This is a genomic window from Brevundimonas sp. UBA2503, assembly GCF_002341485.1.
GTDB lineage: Bacteria > Pseudomonadota > Alphaproteobacteria > Caulobacterales > Caulobacteraceae > Brevundimonas > Brevundimonas halotolerans.
Window position 1 is genome coordinate 18,473 of sequence record NZ_DDOD01000016.1, and the last position, 17,815, is coordinate 36,287.

The window sequence follows — 17,815 nt, forward strand, 5'->3', positions numbered from 1 at the left end:
TCACGAAAAAGACAGGTGCGGTCACATGTCGCGCCGGAAAACGTGATCGCGACGCATCCTTTCGGCGGCTGAGCAGTAATTCTCCCGGTACCGCAATCCGCGGTTCGCCTCAGGAGAAGCGAAAATGAAGTTCACCCGCACCCGCGTCATGACTGCCGTATCGGCCGTCGCCATCCTCGGCCTGGCCGCCTGCAACAGCGAGCCGGAAGCCCCCGCCACCGACGCCATGGAACCGGCCGCGACCGACACCATGGCTCCTGCTGCTGACGGCACCGTTGTCGCCGTCGCTCAGAGCAACCCCGACTTCTCGACCCTGGTCAGCGCTGTCCAGGCGGCCGAACTGGTCGACACCCTGAACGGTGCCGGCCCCTTCACCGTCTTCGCCCCGACCAATGCCGCCTTCGAAAAGATTCCGGCCGACACCCTGAACGGCCTGCTGCAGCCGGAACAGCGTGACGCCCTGACCGGCGTGCTGACCTATCACGTCGTTCCCGGCCAGGTGGATGCTGCGGCCCTGACCCAGCAGATCGAAGAGGGCGGCGGTTCGGCCACCCTGACGACTGTCCAGGGCGGCACCCTGACCGCCTCCATCGTGGACGGTTCGGTCACCCTGACGGACGAAGCCGGCAACACCTCGCGCGTCGTCACTGCTGACGTCGCCGCCTCGAACGGCATCATCCACGCCATCGACACCGTGGTCATGCCCAACTGATCGAGCGACCCTCGTTCCCGCGCGGCCCCATCCTTCGTCGCGCGGGACCGAACCGGGTGATCCATGAAGTCACCCAAACGAAAATGGCCGCGTCCTCACGGGCGCGGCCATTGTCTTGTCCAGAGACTGAACTGGCAGGCGATCAGGCCTCGTTGCGGACCTGATCGCGGGCGATGGAGGACAGTTCGTCCATCTTGCTTCGGATTTCGCCTTCCGAAGCGGTCAGGCCGGCGCCCTTGAAGTCGCCGGCGATCTTGCGGAACACGTCTTCCTCGCCCGGCTGCTCAAAGTCGGCGCGGACCACGGCGGCGGCATATTGCTCGGCGCTTTCGGCGGACAGGCCCATCTTCTCGGCCGCCCACAGACCCAGCAGCTTGTTGCGCCGGGCCATGACCTTGAACTCCTGCTCCTGATCGAGGGCGTATTTGGACTCGAACCCTTTTTCCCGATCGTCGAAGGTGGTCATGGGCGTCAAATGCTCCTGTCGCGAGCCCCGTATTGGCGCGCAGGGCGGTCTATACCCCGCCCGTGACCGAACGCAACAAAAGTCGTTGTCGCAGGCAGGCTGATCGACGCCTGTCCAAGGTTTGTCACCCGCCCCGGCTTCCGCTAAGGAGGGCCACCATCCCTTCCCCCTCAACGGCTGGCCTTGCCCTTTGTGTTTCGCCCCGGATTGTCCCGGTCCGAACGGCAATTCCAGCCCGCGAGATCCTTCGTCCCGCCGGTGATCCGGCCTTCGGAATGCACATGAACGCCAAGCGCAAGAAGCTCTATGAAGGCAAGGCCAAGATCCTCTACGAGGGGCCCGAGCCCGGCACCCTGATCCAGTATTTCAAGGACGACGCCACCGCCTTCAACGGCGAGAAGAAGGCCCAGCTTGAGGGAAAGGGCGTCCTCAACAACCGCATCAGCGAATTCGTCATGTCGCGCCTGAACGGCATCGGTGTGACCAACCATTTCATCAAGCGGCTGAACCTGCGCGAGCAGCTGATCCGCGAGGTCGAGATCATCCCGCTCGAGGTCGTGTGCCGCAACGTCGTGGCCGGCTCGATGAGCCAGCGCCTCGGCATCGAGGAAGGCACCCCCCTGCCCCGCTCGATCATCGAATTCTACTACAAGAAGGATGAGCTCAACGACCCGATGGTCACCGAAGAGCACATCACTGCCTTCAACTGGGCCACCACCCAGGAGCTGGACGACATCCTGGCCATGACCGTCCGCGTGAATGACTATCTGTCGGGCATGTTCGGCGCCGTCGGCATCACCCTGATCGACTTCAAGATCGAGTTTGGCCGCATCTGGGAAAACGACTTCAGCCGCGTCATCCTTGCCGACGAGATCAGCCCCGACAGCTGCCGCCTGTGGGATTCCACCACCGGCGAAAAGCTGGACAAGGACCGCTTCCGCCGCGACCTGGGCAATGTCATTGAAAGCTATACCGAGGTGGCCCGCCGCCTCGGCATCATGAAGGATATGCCGACCGTGATTCAGGGGGGACTGCACTGATGGCGAAAGTAAAGGTTCACATTTTCCTGAAGCCCGGCGTGCTGGACGTGCAGGGCAAGGCCGTTGAGGGCGCCCTCAATGGTCTGGGCTGGACCGGCGTCAGCGAGGCCCGCGTCGGCAAGCTGATCCAGTTCGACTACGCCGGCGACGACGTCGAGGCCGAGGTCAAAAAGATGTGCGACACCCTGCTCGCCAACACCGTGATCGAAAGCTACCGCATCGAGGTGGAGTAGGCGTTCGGGAACCCCGCTGCCTTCCTCCCCTTTTCAATGGGACCCGTAGCGACAGGAGCCTCCATGACCTTCACCCTCACCTCCACCGACGTCACCGACGGCGGCCTTCTGCCCGACGCCCAGGTCCAGGCGAAGGGCAATACCTCGCCGCATCTGAAATGGTCGGGCGCGCCCGAGGGCACCAGGTCCTTCGCCATCACCTGCTATGATCCGGATGCGCCGACCGGCTCGGGCTTCTGGCACTGGACGGTCGCCAACATCCCCGCCGACGTCAGCGAAATCCCGGCGGGCGGTCCCCTGCCCTCCGGCGCGGTCGAGGGCCGCACCGATTTCGGCGAGCCCGGCTTTGGCGGTGCCGCCCCGCCCCCCGGCCACGGCCCGCACCGCTACATCTTCACCGTCTTCGCCGTCGACACCGACCGGCTGGACGTCACGCCCGACAATTCAGGCGCCGTATTCGGCTTCAACCTGCATTTCCACACCCTGGCCAAGGCGTCGATCACCGCGACCTACGAGAACGCGGGCTGAGGCCGGCCTCAGCGGCAGGGGTAGCGTTCGACCATCCAGGCTCTGACGGCCTGATTCAGGGTCTGGTTCTGCCGCGCCGCCGGAACCGCCTGCATGCGCGCCACGATTTCGTCCGGCGACAGGCGGATCCGCTCGGGCATACAGAACGGCGGCGCCCGGCCGGCGCGGCGGGCGGCGGCCTCCTCGGCCCGCGCCGCTTCGAAAGCGCCCTGCACGGCGTTGGCGGCGCGCCTGACGGACGGCCGCAGCAATGCCGACGGATCCCGGGGCGCATTGGCGGCGATCTGGTTGAACTCGCGCACCGTCATCTGCGCCTGGGCTATGGCTCCGCTGGCGACCATCAGGGTCAGAACACCGATCAGGGCAAGAAGGCGCATGGGAGGCTCGGAGGGAGTGAAAGGGGCAGACCGGGATAGAAGCAGGCTTCCGGCGCGTCCGCCACGGCTTTTCTGCATCGGCCTGTCGCGCGCCCCGGCTCGGCTCCTGACAACACCCGCGAACCCTGCTACACGCCCGCGCCATGAGCGCAGCCGTCATCGTCTTCCCCGGGTCCAACTGTGATCGTGACTGCAAGGTCGCCGTCGAGCGATCGACCGGCGCGCGCGTCGACATGATCTGGCACCAGGACACCTCCCTGCCGGAGGGGCTGGACCTGATCGTCCTGCCGGGCGGCTTTTCCTATGGCGACTATCTGCGCTGCGGGGCCATGGCGGCCCAGTCGCCGATCATGCAGGCGGTCAGGAAGGCCGCTGACGACGGCGTGGCCGTGGTCGGCATCTGCAACGGCTTCCAGATCCTGTGCGAGGCCGGCATGCTGCCCGGCGCCCTGCTGAAGAACGCCGGGCTGAAATATGTCTGCAAGCCGATCTCGCTCGAGATCGCCAACCGCAACACCCGCTTCACCGCCGGCTATCAGGACCAGTCCGAGGTCATCATGACCCAGGGCAATGGCGACGGAAACTTCTTCGCCGACGCCGAGACCCTGGCCCGGATCGAGGGCGAGGGCCAGGTCGTGTTCCGCTATGTCGACAACCCCAACGGCTCGGTCAATTCGATCGCCGGCATCCAGAATGCGCGCGGCAATGTGCTGGGCATGATGCCCCACCCCGACCGCGCCTTCGAGGCCGAGCTGGGCTCCGTCGACGGCGCCACCCTGTTCCGCAGCGTTCTGGACGCGGCATAGCGCCCCCCTATTGAACCTTTGCCGTTCCGGTGCGTAATGCCGTCATGCAAACGCCCGACGCTCTCTCGACCGCCCTCCTCCGCCGCCTGATCCTGCTGTCGGCGGTGATCTTCGCCATTGCCATCGGCTATTCCCAGACCGCCTTCGGCTGGGGCCAGAGCCCGGCGGAGTTCTCGGCTGACAGCGACGAGACCCTCAAGGTCGCCAGCTATGCCTTTGCCATCTGGGGCCTCATCTATCTCGGCCTGTTCGCCCATGCCGTGTTCCAGCTCCTGCCGCAGGGCCGGGACCGCCCCCTGACCGAGGCCATGGGCTGGCCCGCCGTCGGCGCCCTGCTGGGCATCGGCTGGTGGGTTGTCGCGGCGGCGCTGGATGCCGAGACCACCACCATCATCCTGATCTTCGCCTCCCTGCTGGTGATCCTGATCCCCCTGCTGCTCAAGGCCCGTCAGATCCGCGCGCTCGGACGCAAGAACCCCGAACTGTGGCTGACCGCCTGGCCGCTGATGATGCTGTCCGGCTGGCTGACCATAGCCGCCCCGGTCAATCTGCTGACCGTCGTGACCGGCAATCAGGCCCTTCCCGACGTCCTGCCGCCGACGCTGTGGGCCATTATCGCCGTCGTCGTCGTCAGCGTGACTGCCCTCGCGGTCACCGCCCGCCTGCGCCAGATCGCCTATGCCCTGCCCATAGCCTGGGGCCTGCTGGCGGTGTTCGTGGCCGAGCAGCCGCGCAATGACTTGCTGGCCTATGTCGCCCTGACCGCGGCCGTCGCCGTGCTGGTCGCTGCCGTCATCCTCAGCTTCCGCCTCCAGCCTGCCAGAAATACGCCGCCGGCCGATCCCCAAGGCTGACTCCGGCCAAGAACCTCGCTAGAAGCGCCAGCCATGAGCGCATCGAAATCCATGGCCGAACTGGCCGCCGAATACGGCCTGTCCCCCGCCGAGTATCAGGTGGTCCTCGACCGTCTGGGGCGCGAGCCCAATGACGTCGAACTGGGCGTCTTCTCGGTCATGTGGTCCGAGCACTGCTCCTACAAATCCTCGAAGGTCCACCTCGGCAAATTCCCGACCAAGGGCCCCCGCGTCATCTGCGGTCCGGGCGAGAACGCCGGCGTCATCGACATCGATGACGGCGATGCCTGCATCTTCAAGATGGAAAGCCATAACCACCCCTCCTACATCGAACCCTATCAAGGCGCGGCGACGGGCGTGGGCGGCATCATGCGCGACGTCTTCACCATGGGCGCGCGGCCCGTGGCCCTGCTCAACGCCCTGCGCTTCGGCGATCCCGAGCATGAAAAGACCCGGCGTCTGGTGTCGGGCGTCGTCTCGGGCATCGGCGGCTATGGCAATTGCGTGGGCGTGCCGACCGTGGCAGGCGAGACCAATTTCCACCGGGGCTACAACGGCAACATCCTCGTCAACGCCATGTGCGTGGGCCTGGCCAGGGCCGACAGCATCTTCTACTCCGCTGCCCCCGGGCCCGGCCTGTCGGTCGTCTATTTCGGGTCCAAGACCGGCCGCGACGGCATCCACGGCGCGACCATGTCCTCGGCCGAGTTCGACGATGAGTCCGAGTCGAAGCGCCCGACCGTCCAGGTCGGCGACCCCTTTGCCGAAAAGCTTCTGATCGAGGCGACCCTGGAACTGATGGCCTCCGGCGCCGTCGCCGCCATCCAGGACATGGGCGCCGCCGGCCTGACCTCCTCCTCGGTCGAGATGGCGGGCAAGGGCGGTGTCGGCATCGAGCTCGACATGGACGCCGTGCCCCAGCGCGAAACCGGCATGACCGCCTATGAGATGATGCTGTCCGAAAGCCAGGAGCGCATGCTGGCCGTGCTCAAGCCGGGCCGCGAGGAAGACGGCTACCGCATCTTCAAGAAGTGGGGCCTCGACGCCGCCGTCATCGGCCGCACCACCGACACCGGCCGTCTGGTCCTGAACCATCACGGCAAGGTCGTCTGCGACGTGCCACTGGCGCCCCTGTTCGACGACGCCCCCCTTTATGACCGGCCCTGGGTCCAGCCCGAGCTGCATCCCCGGATCGATCCCAAGGACGTGCCCGCCCCCGACAGCTGGCCCGACGCCGTGCTGAACGTGGTCTGCTGCCCCGACATGGCCTCCAAGCGCTGGCTGTGGGAGCAGTACGACCGCCACGTCATGGCCGACACCCTGCACGACTCGGCCACCGGCGCCGACGCGGGCGTAGTCCGCGTCCACGGCACGGACAAGGGGCTGGCCGTGACCAGCGACTGCACCCCCCGCTATGTCCAGAACGACCCCTACGAAGGCGGCAAACAGTGCGTGGCCGAGGCCTGGCGCAACCTGACCGCCGTGGGCAGCCGCCCGATCGCCATCACCGACAACCTCAACTTCGGCAATCCGCAGCGGCCCGAGATCATGGGCCAGATCGTCCGTGCCATCGACGGCATGGCCGAGGCCTGCCGCGTGCTCGACTTCCCGGTCGTGAGCGGCAATGTCAGCCTCTATAACGAGACCAATGGCGTCGCCATTCCGCCGACCCCGACCGTCGGCGCGGTCGGCCTGCTGCCCAACTATGACGTCACCGTCGGCTTTGGCGGCATGGCCGAGGGCGAGACCCTGGTCCTGATCGGCGAGACCCGCGGCGAGCTGGGCGCCTCCCTCTATCTCCGCGAAGTGCTGGGCCGCGAGGACGGCGCCCCCCCGCCCGTCGATCTGGCGCTGGAGCGCAAAACTGGCGACTTCGTGCGGGAGCGCATCGAGGCCGGCGCCCTGACCTGCGTCCACGACCTCTCCGACGGCGGCCTGATCGGCGCGGCGGCCGACATCGCGCTCGCCTCCGACTGCGGTATCGAGCTGGACGCCACCTCGGCCGAGCACGCCCACATCCTGCTGTTTGCCGAGGATCAGGCCCGCTATCTGGTCGCCGTCGCCGATCCCTCGACCCTGATTGCCGAAGCCCAAGCCGCCGGCCTGCACGCCTCGGTCGTCGGCCGCGCCAGGGGCCGCGACTTCATGTCCGGCGACCTGTTCCGCATTCCGCTCGACCACCTGCGCGAAATGCACGAAGGCTGGATGCCCAACTGGATTCAAGGATAGTCCGATGCGTCTGGCCCTGATCGCCCTCCCCGCCCTCGCCCTGGCCCTCTCCGCCTGCGACGGCGGCGGCGATCCGGTCCAGCAGGCCCTGCGCGACGCCTCGGCCGAACGGCACGCGGCGGCGCTCAAGACCACCGAGGAACAGCAGCGCCAGACCCCGGCCCCGGCCCCCGTCGCGCCCTCTGCCGAGCCGGCCCTCGCCTCGGCCCTGATCGCCGACCACGAAGCGGCCATCGCCACGGCCCGCAGTGTCCTCGATCAGTCGCAGGATCCGGACCTTCGCCGCCTCGCCCAGACCACCCTCGACACCCACACCACGGAACTCGCCGAGCTGCGCGCCTGGCAGGCGGGGCGGTAGGCAGCCCTCGTGCCCTTCTCCCGCAAGGGGAGAAGGGCCGGGAATGCTGGGCTCGGGCGTTCAACTATAAGGCCCGCCCCCGAATTCCCCCGCTCTTTCAACACCCCCACCGCCTCCCGCACCGTTCTGCGCGCCCTGGTCCCGAGGTCACCCATACTGTCCGGTTGCCATAGACCGGTCGACGGAGGCGCAGCCATTCCAGACCATTCAGACGGTTCAGACGGTGTTTCTTACCCCCTCTCCGTGGGGACCCGAAGGGCAGCGCGGAGCCTGAGAGGGGGCAGGGGGTGAGGGGTTCACCGTGTCCTTCGGCGTGAGCCGTCGCACTGGTCCTGCCACGGCGTTCGCCGACGGACAGCGCCACCCCTCATCCGGCGCTCACGCGCCACCTTCTCCCATCGGGAGAAGGAAAAACACCCGACCCGCTTCCCCAGTTTCAGACCCTTCAGACCATTCAGACGGTGTTTTTCCCCACCCCCACCCTCTGAATTCCCGCCCTCCCCCTCCCCCTGCCCCGCATCTGCCGTCACAATCGCGCTTTAGCCTGATCGCCTTACCCCTCCGGAGCTTCCCCATGCGCCTGCCGTCCCTGTCCCGTCGTCAGATGATGCTGTCCCTCGGCATGGGGGGCGTGGCGCTGTCGGGGGCCCAGCGGGTCATCGCCGATCCGATCTTCATCGACTATCCGTTCCAGCTGGGTGTGGCCTCGGGCGACCCGCTGCCGGATGGCTTTGTCATCTGGACGCGGCTGGCGCCCCACCCGCTCGAGATCGGCCACGGGATGCCCTCGGCCGCCGTCCCGGTGAAGTGGGAGGTCGCGACCGACACCGGCTTTTCCAGCCCGGTCCGCTCGGGTGAAGCCCTGGCCCGCCCGGAACTGGGCCACGCGGTCCATGTCGAGGTCGAGGGTCTCGAGCCCGGCCGTCCCTATTTCTACCGTTTCGTCGCGGGGCGTGAGCGCAGCGCCACGGGCCGCGCCGTAACCGCCCCTGCCGCCGGCGCCACCGTCGACCGCGCCCGTTTTGGCGTGCTCGGCTGTCAGGCCTATGAGCAGGGCTTCTACACCGCCCACCGCAAGGCCGCCGAAGAGCGCTTCGACTTCATCTATTGCTACGGCGACTACATCTATGAGGGCCGTTCCAGCCGCCTCTACAACGGCTCGGGCGGCACCTTCGAGAACCCCCGCCAGCATCTGGGCGGCGAGATCTACAGCCTCGACGACTACCGGCGCCGCTATGCCCAGTACAAGATGGACGCCGACCTTCAGGCCAGCCACGCCTCGACCGCCTGGTTCTGCACCTGGGACGACCACGAGATCGACAACAACTGGGTCTCGGCCCTCGACCAGGACGGCACCCCGCCCGAGGTCTTCCTGCTGCGTCAGCAGGCCGCCATGCAGGCCTGGTACGAGAATATGCCCGTCCGCCGCTCGGCCTTCCCCAGGGGCGCGTCGCTGCAGCTGTACCGTCAGGTCGGCTGGGGCAATCTGCTGGACCTCAACCTGCTGGACACCCGTCAGTACCGCTCGGACCAGCCCTGCGACGACCGCTGGGCCACCACCTGCGCCGGGGTGACCGACCGCAACGCCCAGGTGCTGGGCGAGGCCCAGGAGCAGTGGCTGTACCGCAACCTCGACCGCTCACAGGCCCGTTGGAAGGTGCTGGCCCAGCAGATCATGGTCATGGATCTGGAGCGTCGCGAAGGGCCCGAGCCCGGCTATAACCTCGACACCTGGGCCGGCTATGCCATCCCGCGCCGCCGCCTGCTGGAGCGCGTCCGCGACCGGCGTATCGACAACCTCGTCGTCCTGACCGGCGACGAGCATCAGAACTATGCCGGCGAGCTGCACATCGACGGCCGCGATCCGTCCGGGGCCCCGGTGGCCAGCGAGTTCGTCACCACCTCGATCAGCTCGTCCGGCGACGGCACCGACCAGCGCGCCGACGGCCGCCGCTATCTGGAGGACAACCCCTTCCTCAAGTTCAACAATGCCCAGCGGGGCTACGCCGTCTGCGACGTGACCGCCGAGCGTTGGCAGACCGAGTTCAAGGTGCTGGACAAGGTGTCGGACCGGTCGGGCACGCTGTCGACCCGGGCGACCTTCGCCGTCGCGTCGGGCGATCCCCGCGTGGTGCCGGCTTAAGGGATCAGGCCTAGGCCTTGGCCGCTCCGGCGCGCAGGCCGCGCTCGGCCAGGGCGACGATCGCCACCCCGCCCATGGTCAGGGCCGCCCCGGTCAGGATCTGGGGCGTCAACACATCGCCCATCAGGCCCCAGCCGATCAAGATCGAGACGACCGGCGTCGCCAGCAGATAGGGGGTCACCCGCCCGGCCTCGCGCCGCTGGACCAGCCAGAAGACCAGGGTGGTGGCCACGACAGACGAGGCCAGCCCGCCCCACAGCACCGAGGCCCAGGCGATCGGCGGCGCGGTCATCGCGGCGGCCATCTGGTCGCGCTCAAAGGCCAGCGAGGCCAGAGCCAGCACGGGCATCGTCACCATGGCCAGAAGGCCCTGCATCTTCAGCGGCGGGATCGAGGTCGTGCGCCGCGCGATCACCGTCGTCAGGGCCCAGGCCGCCGCCGCGCCGATGCCGACCAGGATGGCGTCCCAGTCCTGCAGCACATGGGGGTCGGCCGACATCCACACCACGCCGACGAAGGCCACCGCCAGCCCTGCCAGCGCCGGCCGCTTCAGCCGCTCGCCCAGCAGGAGGAAGGCGAACAGGGCCGTGAACGGGATCCACAGCTGGGCCGCCACCGACACCGGACTGACGTCATCCGCCAGCCAGAAGGCCACATAGATCAGCCCGTAGTGCAGCGGTCCGCCCACACCCACGATCAGCAGCAGGCTCTTCCAGTTCGGGAAGGGCGGACGGATGAAGGCGGTCAGGCACAGGGCCGTCAGGGCGAACCGCATCGACCCCGTCATCAACGGCGGCAGGGAGTCGGTCGCCACCTTGGCCGCCGCATTGTTCACGCCCCAGATGACGATCACGGCCACGATGGCCGCGATCTCCAGAAGGCTCAGATCATGGGGAATCAGGGGGCGGGTCTGGGTCACGCGCCGCTCTTGGCACAGTTCCGCCCCGTCCGCCCGTCAACAGCGGTGACGGACGGTTTCAGGACCTGTGACCTAGAAGGGGATGTCGTCGTTGAGGTCGTAGTTCTCCTTCGGACCCGACGGCCGCGACTGGCCCCCCGAGGAGAATCCCGAGCCGTAGTCATCGTCCCCGCGACCGCCGCCGCCGCCGCCGCCCGAACCGCCGCCGTCACCGCGACCGCCCAGCATGGTCAGATTGCCGTTGAAGCGCTGGATCACGACCTCGGTCGTGTACTTCTCGACGCCCTGCTGGTCGGTGTATTTGCGGGTGGTCAGCGAGCCCTCGATGTACACGGTCGAGCCCTTCTTCAGGTAGTTCTCGGCCACCTTGACGATGTTTTCGTTGAAGATGACCACCTGGTGCCACTCGGTCTTCTCCTTGCGCTCGCCGGAGGTCTTGTCGCGCCAGGACTCGGACGTCGCGATCCGCAGATTGCAGACCCGGTCGCCGCTGTTGAGGGTGCGGATCTCCGGATCCTTGCCCAGATTGCCGATCAGAATGACCTTGTTGACGCTGCCCGCCATCTTCCAACTCCGTTTCTCGGACCCTCTCGCGGGTCATTTGTTCTGTTAATGTTCTCGACCAACGGGGGCCCGGCGTCAAGCCACGCGGGACTATTGCGCGGGCGCGGTCGGGGGATTTTCGGCAACCGCCACGGGTCGCCCGTCCTCGTCGCGCACGATGGCGCCCGGAACGGCCAGCCGCCCGTCGCCGGTGCGGGCCAGGGCGAAGAAGCGCGCCCCGGTCAGGGTCTTGCCGAACTTCACGCCCTGCGGGTCGATGAAGATGAACTGCCCCTGATAGGCCCCGATGATCTCGCGGTTCGTGCCGCCCATCCGCAGGAACCGGACCCGCATCTCCTCGAGCCGCGCGGCGCACAGTTCGATCTGGGGCTGGTCGCGCGCCACGACATTCAACTTGGGGTCCTCGCCCTCGGTCTCGCCGGGGACGACATAGTAGCAGACCCCCGCGTCATAGGGCGCCTCGAACGCATTGGTGCAGGCCGCCAGACCGGCCGTCGCCGCACCCAGGATCATCGTTGAAAGAAGCGCTCTCATCCGCCCATCCCCGGGAAGGTGCAGGTCCTGCGGTCCTGCTCGGCCAGGGTGCGGAAGTTGGCGTTGTCCGAGGACTGTTCCACCCGCCCGGGCACCAGCCGCAGGGTCAGGTCACCCCACCGCCCGTACCGCGCCTCACCGGGGCGCACACAGGTGCCCGAATACAGAAGCTGCACACAGGCCTCCCGGCCCATGGAACTGGACAGCGAGCGCCAGTCCGATCCCGTGTGGCGCAGACAGGCCGCCGTCGGGCCCGAGGGGGCTTCGGCGCGCTCAACCGGCGTCTCGACGATCGGCGGGACGTCCTCGACCTCGATCGGGGGCAGGGTCGGCGGCGGCGCCAGCGACGCGGTCGGGGCCGCAACCAAGGCACCGGTTTCGTCGAGGCCGACATCCAGGGCCTCGGTCGCCAGACCATTGCGCTGGGCGCATTGATCCAGCGTCAGCATGCCGACGAACTGCCCCTCGACGAAGCAGCGCAGTTCGCGCGTCGGCTCCAGCGATTGAGGCTCGGCCACGTCGACCTGAAGGTTGCCCCTGGGGCCCTCCGGCGCCTCTTCGCCGCCGCCGCGTGTGAAGATCAGCGCCAGCACGATGGCCGCGATCACGGCCAGACCGGCACCGATCGCCAGGATGATACGGTTATCAGGAGGGGTGGCCATGCGGCGGGGCTCGACAGGAACTAGCGAAGGCGACCAATAACCCCGACCGGCCCTCTGGCGTCAACCGCCTTCGGCCCGATCCACCGTCTTAGCCACCCAGTCGGGCCAAGGCCGCCTGATAGTTTGCCAACTGAGCCGTAAGATAGGCAGGAACCGGCCCGGAGGTCGCATTGCTGGTCGATGCGGGGGCCAGCGACCGATAGGCGTCGCGGACCGCCTTCATTGCGGCCTGCAGGCGCTCTCCTGATGCGGTGCGGGCCTCCTCGGTCAGCAGGCTCAGCGCCTGGGGCAGATCCAGCCCGAAGGTCCTGGGACCATCCTTGGTCGCCGTCGGTCCGATGAAGCCTGCGGAAAGGCCCAGACCGGCAAGGGCATCGCGCCCTGGCTCACCCGACACCAGAACCGCGCCCTCGCGGCCATCGCGGGCAGTGATCGACAGACGCTGCACCCCCGCCAGCACCGCATTCAGCCCCTCGCGGGCATTCTCCGCCGTAGCACTCTCCGAGGCGACCGTGACCTTGAGGCGAGCACCGGATGCCAGCTCGATCTTGCGCGCCAGGGTCTGAAGGGTATCGCGGGCATCAATGGTCACCGCCACCGCCCGTCCGCCCGAGGCCGGCACCACCGAGAACCGGTCACCCACGCGCAGCGCGGTGGCATCGACCAGCTTCTTGGACTCGCTCTGCACAATCTCTCCGGAGGGCAGGCCCAGTCGGTCCAGCACACTGCTGGCCCCGCTGGCGACGGCCAGGGTGAGCGGCGCCGCCTGCTCATTCTGTCCGGCCCAGCTGCGGCTCCACTCGACGGCCCCGGTCAGCGGATCAACGCGACTGAGATAGCCCTGCACGGGATCGTCGTCCTCGGCCGTCACCGAGCGGGCAGACGTCCCGGTCATCCACAGCTTGCCGTCCAGCAGTTTGACGTCCGAGACCGCATCCTCATTCTCGGTGCCGATATAGGTCAGCCGCTCGGCGCCGGATGCCGTCAGATCCTCCGACAGCACGGCGACAAAGGCATCGAGCCCGCCGTTGTGCGCCTGATTGACGGTTCCGACGCCCAGCGCCGCATTGCGGGTGACACCCGCGACGATCACCTGCCCCTGATCGACCTGCAGACCCTTGACCGAACCGTTCATGACCCCGAGGTCGCGCGTTGACAGCAGCTGCGGCTCGCCCCCGGCTGTCAGCTGGAAACGGCGCACGATCAGACGTCCGTCTTCCTCCCCGGCGGTATAGAGGCTGTTGCCGTTGACCGCCGTCGCCTGGACGGCATCATCGCCCGTACTGCCGAACTGGACGGTCCCGTCGACCGTCGCGGTCCAGGCTGCGGTCGGATAGGGCTGGCTGCTGGTGAAGGCCTGCACATAGGAGTCCCAGCCCCCGATCCCGGCCGCGCCCGGCATGGCCGACTTCGCACGGCCCGTGACGATCACCTGGCCATCCGCGCTGAATTTCACTCCAGTGGCCTCGTCTGCGGCCCGTGCGCCGCGACGCTGGGTCCAGAGTTCCTGACCATTGGCGTCGTACATTGTGACGAAGCTGTCGACCTCCCCGGCCACATCGCCGCTCTGGCCAGGTATAAGGGAGCCGGTCACCGAGCCCGCGACGGCGACCCGTCCCGCATCGTCGACCGCCAGCGCATAGCCGGACGCCTGATCGGCAGCGCCCAGTGCCCGGGTGCTGACCACGCGGCCTGCGGAGTCCAGCTTGATCAGGGCGACATCGGACTGGCCCTTGATCGGCAGATTGCCCGGGCCCTCCTCCATATCGGCCACCAGCCACAGGGCGCCGTCCGGCCCGGTCGCGCTGGCCCGGACGGTCTTGATGCCCTCGGGCAGCGGCGTCTGGGACACGCGTCCGTCGACCCACTGGGTCTCGCCGATGCGCGCGCTGGCTTCGGTCGTGGCGGTGGCCGTATCGGCCTGGAACTTCAGCACTTCGTGCGCGCCGCCGGTCCCCGTTCCCTGCACCACATAGACGGCGTCCGACGGATCTGGCGCCGAGAAGGACACAGCCTCAGTCGACACCCCGCGTATGGCCAGCGACCACAGGTCCGGGCCCGCCGGCAGGGTCACGGTGCGGCCGCCGACCTGCAGGGTGCGGACCTCCGCCGCCTGCCGCTCTCGCCCGATCCGTGTCTCCAGACCGGCAGCCTGAAGCTTGTCGTTGATATGGGCCGTCACCGCCCCCAGGGTGCGCGGCGCGGTGCCCATCTCGGACAGGTCGATCCGAACCGTATGGGTGTCATTCAGCCGTTTGACGTTGATGTCGAAGACGACCGCGCCCTCGAACGCCGTCACCGGGCTCACGACATCGCCCTCGTGGATGGGCGAAGTGATCGAGATGGCAGAGTCCCGCCGTACACCGGCACTGGTCTTGCTGAGTGACTCGGTGACCCCGGCGACCAGCCGCACGTCCTGGAGCGGGGCCGAGGCGACATAGCTGCTGATTTCCTTGAGCCCCTGATCGAACCGCTTGGTGATCAGCGACAGTTCCGTGTTGCTGACGCCCTTGACTCCGGCGCGGTTGGCCAGAGCGTTCAGGCTTTCCAGCCCCTGATAGAGGGCGAACAGCCGGCGGTAATCCTCGGACGCCGAGGTCACATCCAGCTTGGCCGCATTCTCATCAATCAGGCGTCGACCGCCCAGCGCCGAGCGGACCAGCGTATCCGCCTCAGGGACGACGGCACCGGACGACCAGGGCGGTGTCGGCTGGGCCTTTTTCGGGGCGAGCGTGGACGCGCCAAGCGCTCCTCCAGAGGAGAAGGTCGAAGTGCCTCCGAACAGGCCCAGAAGATAGCTGTTGTCGATCATGGCGCGCTCTTCGCCACCCTGACGGCTGCGTCGCAATGAAGCGTTAACGTCCGTCCACGGAACCCCGAATCGTCCTAAGGGTTAATGGCACGTTCGCTGAAACGGCCCGATGGAGCTTACGTCCATGGTTGTGTTGAGTAGGCTGCTGTATTCATTCCTGTCCCTGTACGGCTTCACCAGCCGGACCGAGCGTCGGAGCCGGCCGGCCCCGATTCTGATCGGACGCTCCGGCCTGCCCTGACAAGGGTAATTAGCGGGGCTGATGCCCTAGCTGCGGAACAGCGACAGGATGACCTGCGGCGCCTGGTTGGCGATCGACAGGGCTTGGGCTCCCAGCTGCTGCTGGACCTGCAGGGCCTGAAGCCGGGCGCTCTCCTTGGCCAGATCGGCATCGACCAGATTGCCGACACCCGACTCCAGCGTATCGACCAGCTTGGTCACAAAGATGTTGTGCGCCTCGATCTGCTTGGCCTGCGCGCCAATCTCGCCCAGCGCCGAGTTCAGCGCCGTGATCGAGCTGTCGAGCGCCGTCAGGGCATTGGTCGCCCCGGTCAGGGTCAGAAGTGAATCCGACAGCGACAGACTGATGATCGAGCCGCTCAGGCTCAGATCCTTGCTGGACAGGGTGATCGACGAGCTGGCGTCCGCATTGGCCAGGAATTTGATGCCGTTCGTCAGGCTGCCGTCCAGAATATTGCCGCCATCGAAGCTGGCGTTCTGAACCGACGACTGCAGCGCACGCAGCAGGGCCTTGAAGTCGGCATCCAGAAGCTTGCGGGACTGGGTGCCCAGCGACTCATCCTTGGCCGCGACGACCTTTTCCTTGAGCTGGTTCAGCAGGTCGGAAACGGACTCACCGGCCGACAGGGCGACATCCGCGATCGAGGTCGCGCGATCCAGGCTCTGCTTGACGGCCGAGAGGGCGCCGATGTCGGCGCGCTGCCCCTGGGCGATGGCCCAGATGGCGGCATTGTCCTTGGCTCCCTGAACCTTCAGCCCGGTGCTGATCCGGCCCTGGACATCGCTCAACCGATTGTTGGTCGTGGTCAGGTTCTGCAGGGCGATTGCCGCTGAAGTGTTGGTGTGGACGCTGTTCGTCATCCGAATCGGGCCTCTCGCTGATGTGACGACAGGCTAGGGATGATTTCATTTGCACATGGTTAACGCGCGATAACCACGACGTTTAACCACGCTGGGCACCCCCTGCGTGGCCTGAGAACTGAATTGCTGACCCCTCAGGCGGTGGTGTCGATCACCGCGCCGGCCGCATAGCCGTTCTGGTCCTTCAACCGGATTACCTCTTCCCGGGGCAGCTGGCGCACCACTTCACCGGTCTCACGGTCGAGCACCTTGTAGATAAAGACGCCTTTGCGGGCGCCTTGCTCGATGACCAGTTTGTAGCGGGCCGCCCTGTCTGCCTCTTGAGAGGCGCGGGACTGGTTGAAATCACCCCCGGCGGCAGAACCCGCGGGGGCAACGGTCGCGTTGATGGGCCTTATCTTCGCATGTGTATCCATGTCTCCCTGCGTCGGAATTGAGCCGACGTCTCCGGTTCAAGGCTCGGACGACGGGGCGGGGACGCGAACGCCCCCGCCCCTGAGATCGCTCCTTAGCGGAACAGTCCGAGCAGGATGGAGGTCGAGGAGTTGGCGATCGACAGAGCCTGCACACCCAGCTGTTGCTTGGTTTGCAGCGCTTGCAGTCGGGCGCTTTCCTTGGCCAGATCGGCATCGACCAGGTTGCCCACGCCGGTTTCCAGGCTGTCCTGCAGCTTGCTCACGAACTTCAGGTGAGTGCTGAGGGAGTTGGAACCCGTGCCCAGACGCGCGAGAGCGCCGGAGACATTGTCGATCGAGGTGTTGATCACACCCAAAGCCGTGGCTGCGAGGGTCGAGGTGCCGATGGTTGCCGTGGCGGACAGGGTCACATTGGCGCCACCCAGGGACAGGTTTTCATCCTGCACCGTGATGGTCGACCCGGTCGCATTCGACAGAGCCTTGAAGCCCGCCGTCATCGAGTTGTCCAGCAGGTTGACGCCGTTGAACTTGGCATTGGAGACGACGGTCGTGATCTGGTCACGGATCGACTTGAAGTCCTCGTTCAGGGCGCTGCGGGCGGAGGTCGTCAGCGAGGTGTCGCTAGCGGCCAGAGCCTTTTCCTTCAGCTGGATCAGTAGCTCGGAGACCGACTCGCCGGCGGCAATGCCGACGTCAACTGCGGATTGGCCGCGTTGCAGGCTGTCCTTGACGGCGTTCAGAGCACCGATTTCCGAACGCTGGCCCTGGGCGATGGCCCAGATGGCGCCGTTGTCCTTGGCGTTCGACACCTTCTTGCCGGTGTTGATGCGCGACTGGACCACACCGAGTTCGGCATTGGTGGATTGCAGGTTCTGCAGGGCGATCATGGCGCCCGTGTTCGTGTTGACGCTGTTCAGCGGCATACCGATATTCCTTGTTTCTAAGGTGTCCGACGCCATTTTGGCTGCCGGGAGCATTTTGCTCGGTTCACTGACAAGCAAGACCAGCGCCACCGCCGCCTTTCGGGGCCAAATCCCAAGTCATTGTATTATATACGTTAG

At 66.8% G+C, this 17,815-nt stretch carries 19 protein-coding genes; 9 read left to right on the top strand and 10 right to left on the bottom strand.

The window, feature by feature from the left end:
- The first annotated feature begins 124 nt into the window (after nt 1–124).
- Complete coding sequence (locus B4K74_RS07555) at nt 125–712, top strand: fasciclin domain-containing protein (protein ID WP_123287226.1); 588 nt, start codon at nt 125–127, stop codon at nt 710–712.
- A gap of 142 nt (nt 713–854) precedes the next feature.
- Here the strand turns inward: B4K74_RS07555 and B4K74_RS07560 are convergent, their stop codons facing one another.
- A complete protein-coding gene (locus B4K74_RS07560; RefSeq protein WP_123287228.1) occupies nt 855–1,178 on the bottom strand; it encodes a DUF1476 domain-containing protein in 324 nt (107 codons plus the stop codon).
- 281 nt (nt 1,179–1,459) lie between these two features.
- On the opposite strand from B4K74_RS07560, the gene purC reads away from it, so the two are divergent.
- From purC to B4K74_RS07575, 3 genes are all read left to right on the top strand, one after another.
- Complete coding sequence (gene purC / locus B4K74_RS07565; RefSeq protein ID WP_123287230.1) at nt 1,460–2,218, top strand: phosphoribosylaminoimidazolesuccinocarboxamide synthase; 759 nt, start codon at nt 1,460–1,462, stop codon at nt 2,216–2,218.
- Nucleotides 2,218–2,451, top strand: a complete 234-nt coding sequence (purS, locus tag B4K74_RS07570) for a phosphoribosylformylglycinamidine synthase subunit PurS (protein ID WP_123287232.1) — start codon at nt 2,218–2,220, stop codon at nt 2,449–2,451. The genes purC and purS overlap by 1 nt, the downstream gene beginning before the upstream one ends.
- A 63-nt stretch (nt 2,452–2,514) precedes the next feature.
- Nucleotides 2,515–2,979 (top strand): YbhB/YbcL family Raf kinase inhibitor-like protein, encoded by a 465-nt coding sequence (locus B4K74_RS07575; RefSeq protein WP_286692429.1) that lies wholly within the window; start codon nt 2,515–2,517, stop codon nt 2,977–2,979.
- A gap of 8 nt (nt 2,980–2,987) precedes the next feature.
- On the opposite strand, the gene B4K74_RS07580 is transcribed toward B4K74_RS07575, so the two are convergent.
- Complete coding sequence (locus B4K74_RS07580) at nt 2,988–3,356, bottom strand: hypothetical protein (protein ID WP_286692430.1); 369 nt, start codon at nt 3,354–3,356, stop codon at nt 2,988–2,990.
- 143 nt (nt 3,357–3,499) lie between these two features.
- Here B4K74_RS07580 and purQ point away from each other — a divergent pair, with 143 nt between their 5' ends.
- The 5 genes from purQ to B4K74_RS07605 all read left to right on the top strand — a co-directional run bounded on the left by purQ (nt 3,500) and on the right by B4K74_RS07605 (nt 9,746).
- Nucleotides 3,500–4,162, top strand: a complete 663-nt coding sequence (purQ, locus tag B4K74_RS07585; RefSeq protein WP_286692431.1) for a phosphoribosylformylglycinamidine synthase subunit PurQ — start codon at nt 3,500–3,502, stop codon at nt 4,160–4,162.
- A gap of 44 nt (nt 4,163–4,206) precedes the next feature.
- The gene (locus B4K74_RS07590) at nt 4,207–5,016 is read left to right on the top strand and encodes a hypothetical protein (protein ID WP_286692432.1); all 810 of its coding nucleotides are present in this window, start codon (nt 4,207–4,209) and stop codon (nt 5,014–5,016) included.
- Nucleotides 5,017–5,049: 33 nt separating this feature from the next.
- Nucleotides 5,050–7,245 carry a phosphoribosylformylglycinamidine synthase subunit PurL gene (purL, locus tag B4K74_RS07595; RefSeq protein WP_286692433.1) on the top strand — a complete coding sequence of 732 codons (2,196 nt, stop codon included), beginning with the start codon at nt 5,050–5,052 and terminating at the stop codon, nt 7,243–7,245.
- Nucleotides 7,246–7,249: 4 nt separating this feature from the next.
- Entirely contained in the window at nt 7,250–7,603 is a 354-nt protein-coding gene (locus B4K74_RS07600) for a DUF305 domain-containing protein (RefSeq protein WP_286692434.1), read from the top strand.
- 574 nt (nt 7,604–8,177) lie between these two features.
- Entirely contained in the window at nt 8,178–9,746 is a 1,569-nt protein-coding gene (locus B4K74_RS07605; protein ID WP_286692435.1) for an alkaline phosphatase D family protein, read from the top strand.
- Between the two features lie 10 nt (nt 9,747–9,756).
- Here the strand turns inward: B4K74_RS07605 and B4K74_RS07610 are convergent, their stop codons facing one another.
- From B4K74_RS07610 to B4K74_RS07645, 8 genes are all read right to left on the bottom strand, one after another.
- Nucleotides 9,757–10,665 (bottom strand): DMT family transporter, encoded by a 909-nt coding sequence (locus B4K74_RS07610; protein WP_286692436.1) that lies wholly within the window; start codon nt 10,663–10,665, stop codon nt 9,757–9,759.
- A 72-nt stretch (nt 10,666–10,737) separates the two neighbouring features.
- On the bottom strand, nt 10,738–11,229 hold the full coding sequence (gene ssb / locus B4K74_RS07615) for a single-stranded DNA-binding protein (RefSeq protein ID WP_286692437.1): 492 nt from the start codon (nt 11,227–11,229) through the stop codon (nt 10,738–10,740).
- Nucleotides 11,230–11,319: 90 nt separating this feature from the next.
- The gene (locus tag B4K74_RS07620) at nt 11,320–11,763 is read right to left on the bottom strand and encodes a hypothetical protein (RefSeq protein WP_286692438.1); all 444 of its coding nucleotides are present in this window, start codon (nt 11,761–11,763) and stop codon (nt 11,320–11,322) included.
- Nucleotides 11,760–12,425, bottom strand: coding sequence for a hypothetical protein (locus B4K74_RS07625; RefSeq protein WP_123287253.1), 666 nt, complete (start codon nt 12,423–12,425; stop codon nt 11,760–11,762). Before B4K74_RS07625 ends, B4K74_RS07620 begins: the two co-directional genes overlap by 4 nt.
- A gap of 88 nt (nt 12,426–12,513) precedes the next feature.
- Nucleotides 12,514–15,237, bottom strand: a complete 2,724-nt coding sequence (locus tag B4K74_RS07630; protein ID WP_286692439.1) for a transcriptional regulator — start codon at nt 15,235–15,237, stop codon at nt 12,514–12,516.
- Between the two features lie 267 nt (nt 15,238–15,504).
- Nucleotides 15,505–16,338 carry a flagellin gene (locus B4K74_RS07635; RefSeq protein ID WP_286692440.1) on the bottom strand — a complete coding sequence of 278 codons (834 nt, stop codon included), beginning with the start codon at nt 16,336–16,338 and terminating at the stop codon, nt 15,505–15,507.
- A gap of 134 nt (nt 16,339–16,472) precedes the next feature.
- Entirely contained in the window at nt 16,473–16,754 is a 282-nt protein-coding gene (locus B4K74_RS07640) for a flagellar protein FlaG (RefSeq protein WP_123287258.1), read from the bottom strand.
- 92 nt (nt 16,755–16,846) lie between these two features.
- Nucleotides 16,847–17,677 (bottom strand): flagellin, encoded by an 831-nt coding sequence (locus tag B4K74_RS07645; RefSeq protein ID WP_123287260.1) that lies wholly within the window; start codon nt 17,675–17,677, stop codon nt 16,847–16,849.
- Nucleotides 17,678–17,815 lie beyond the last annotated feature (138 nt).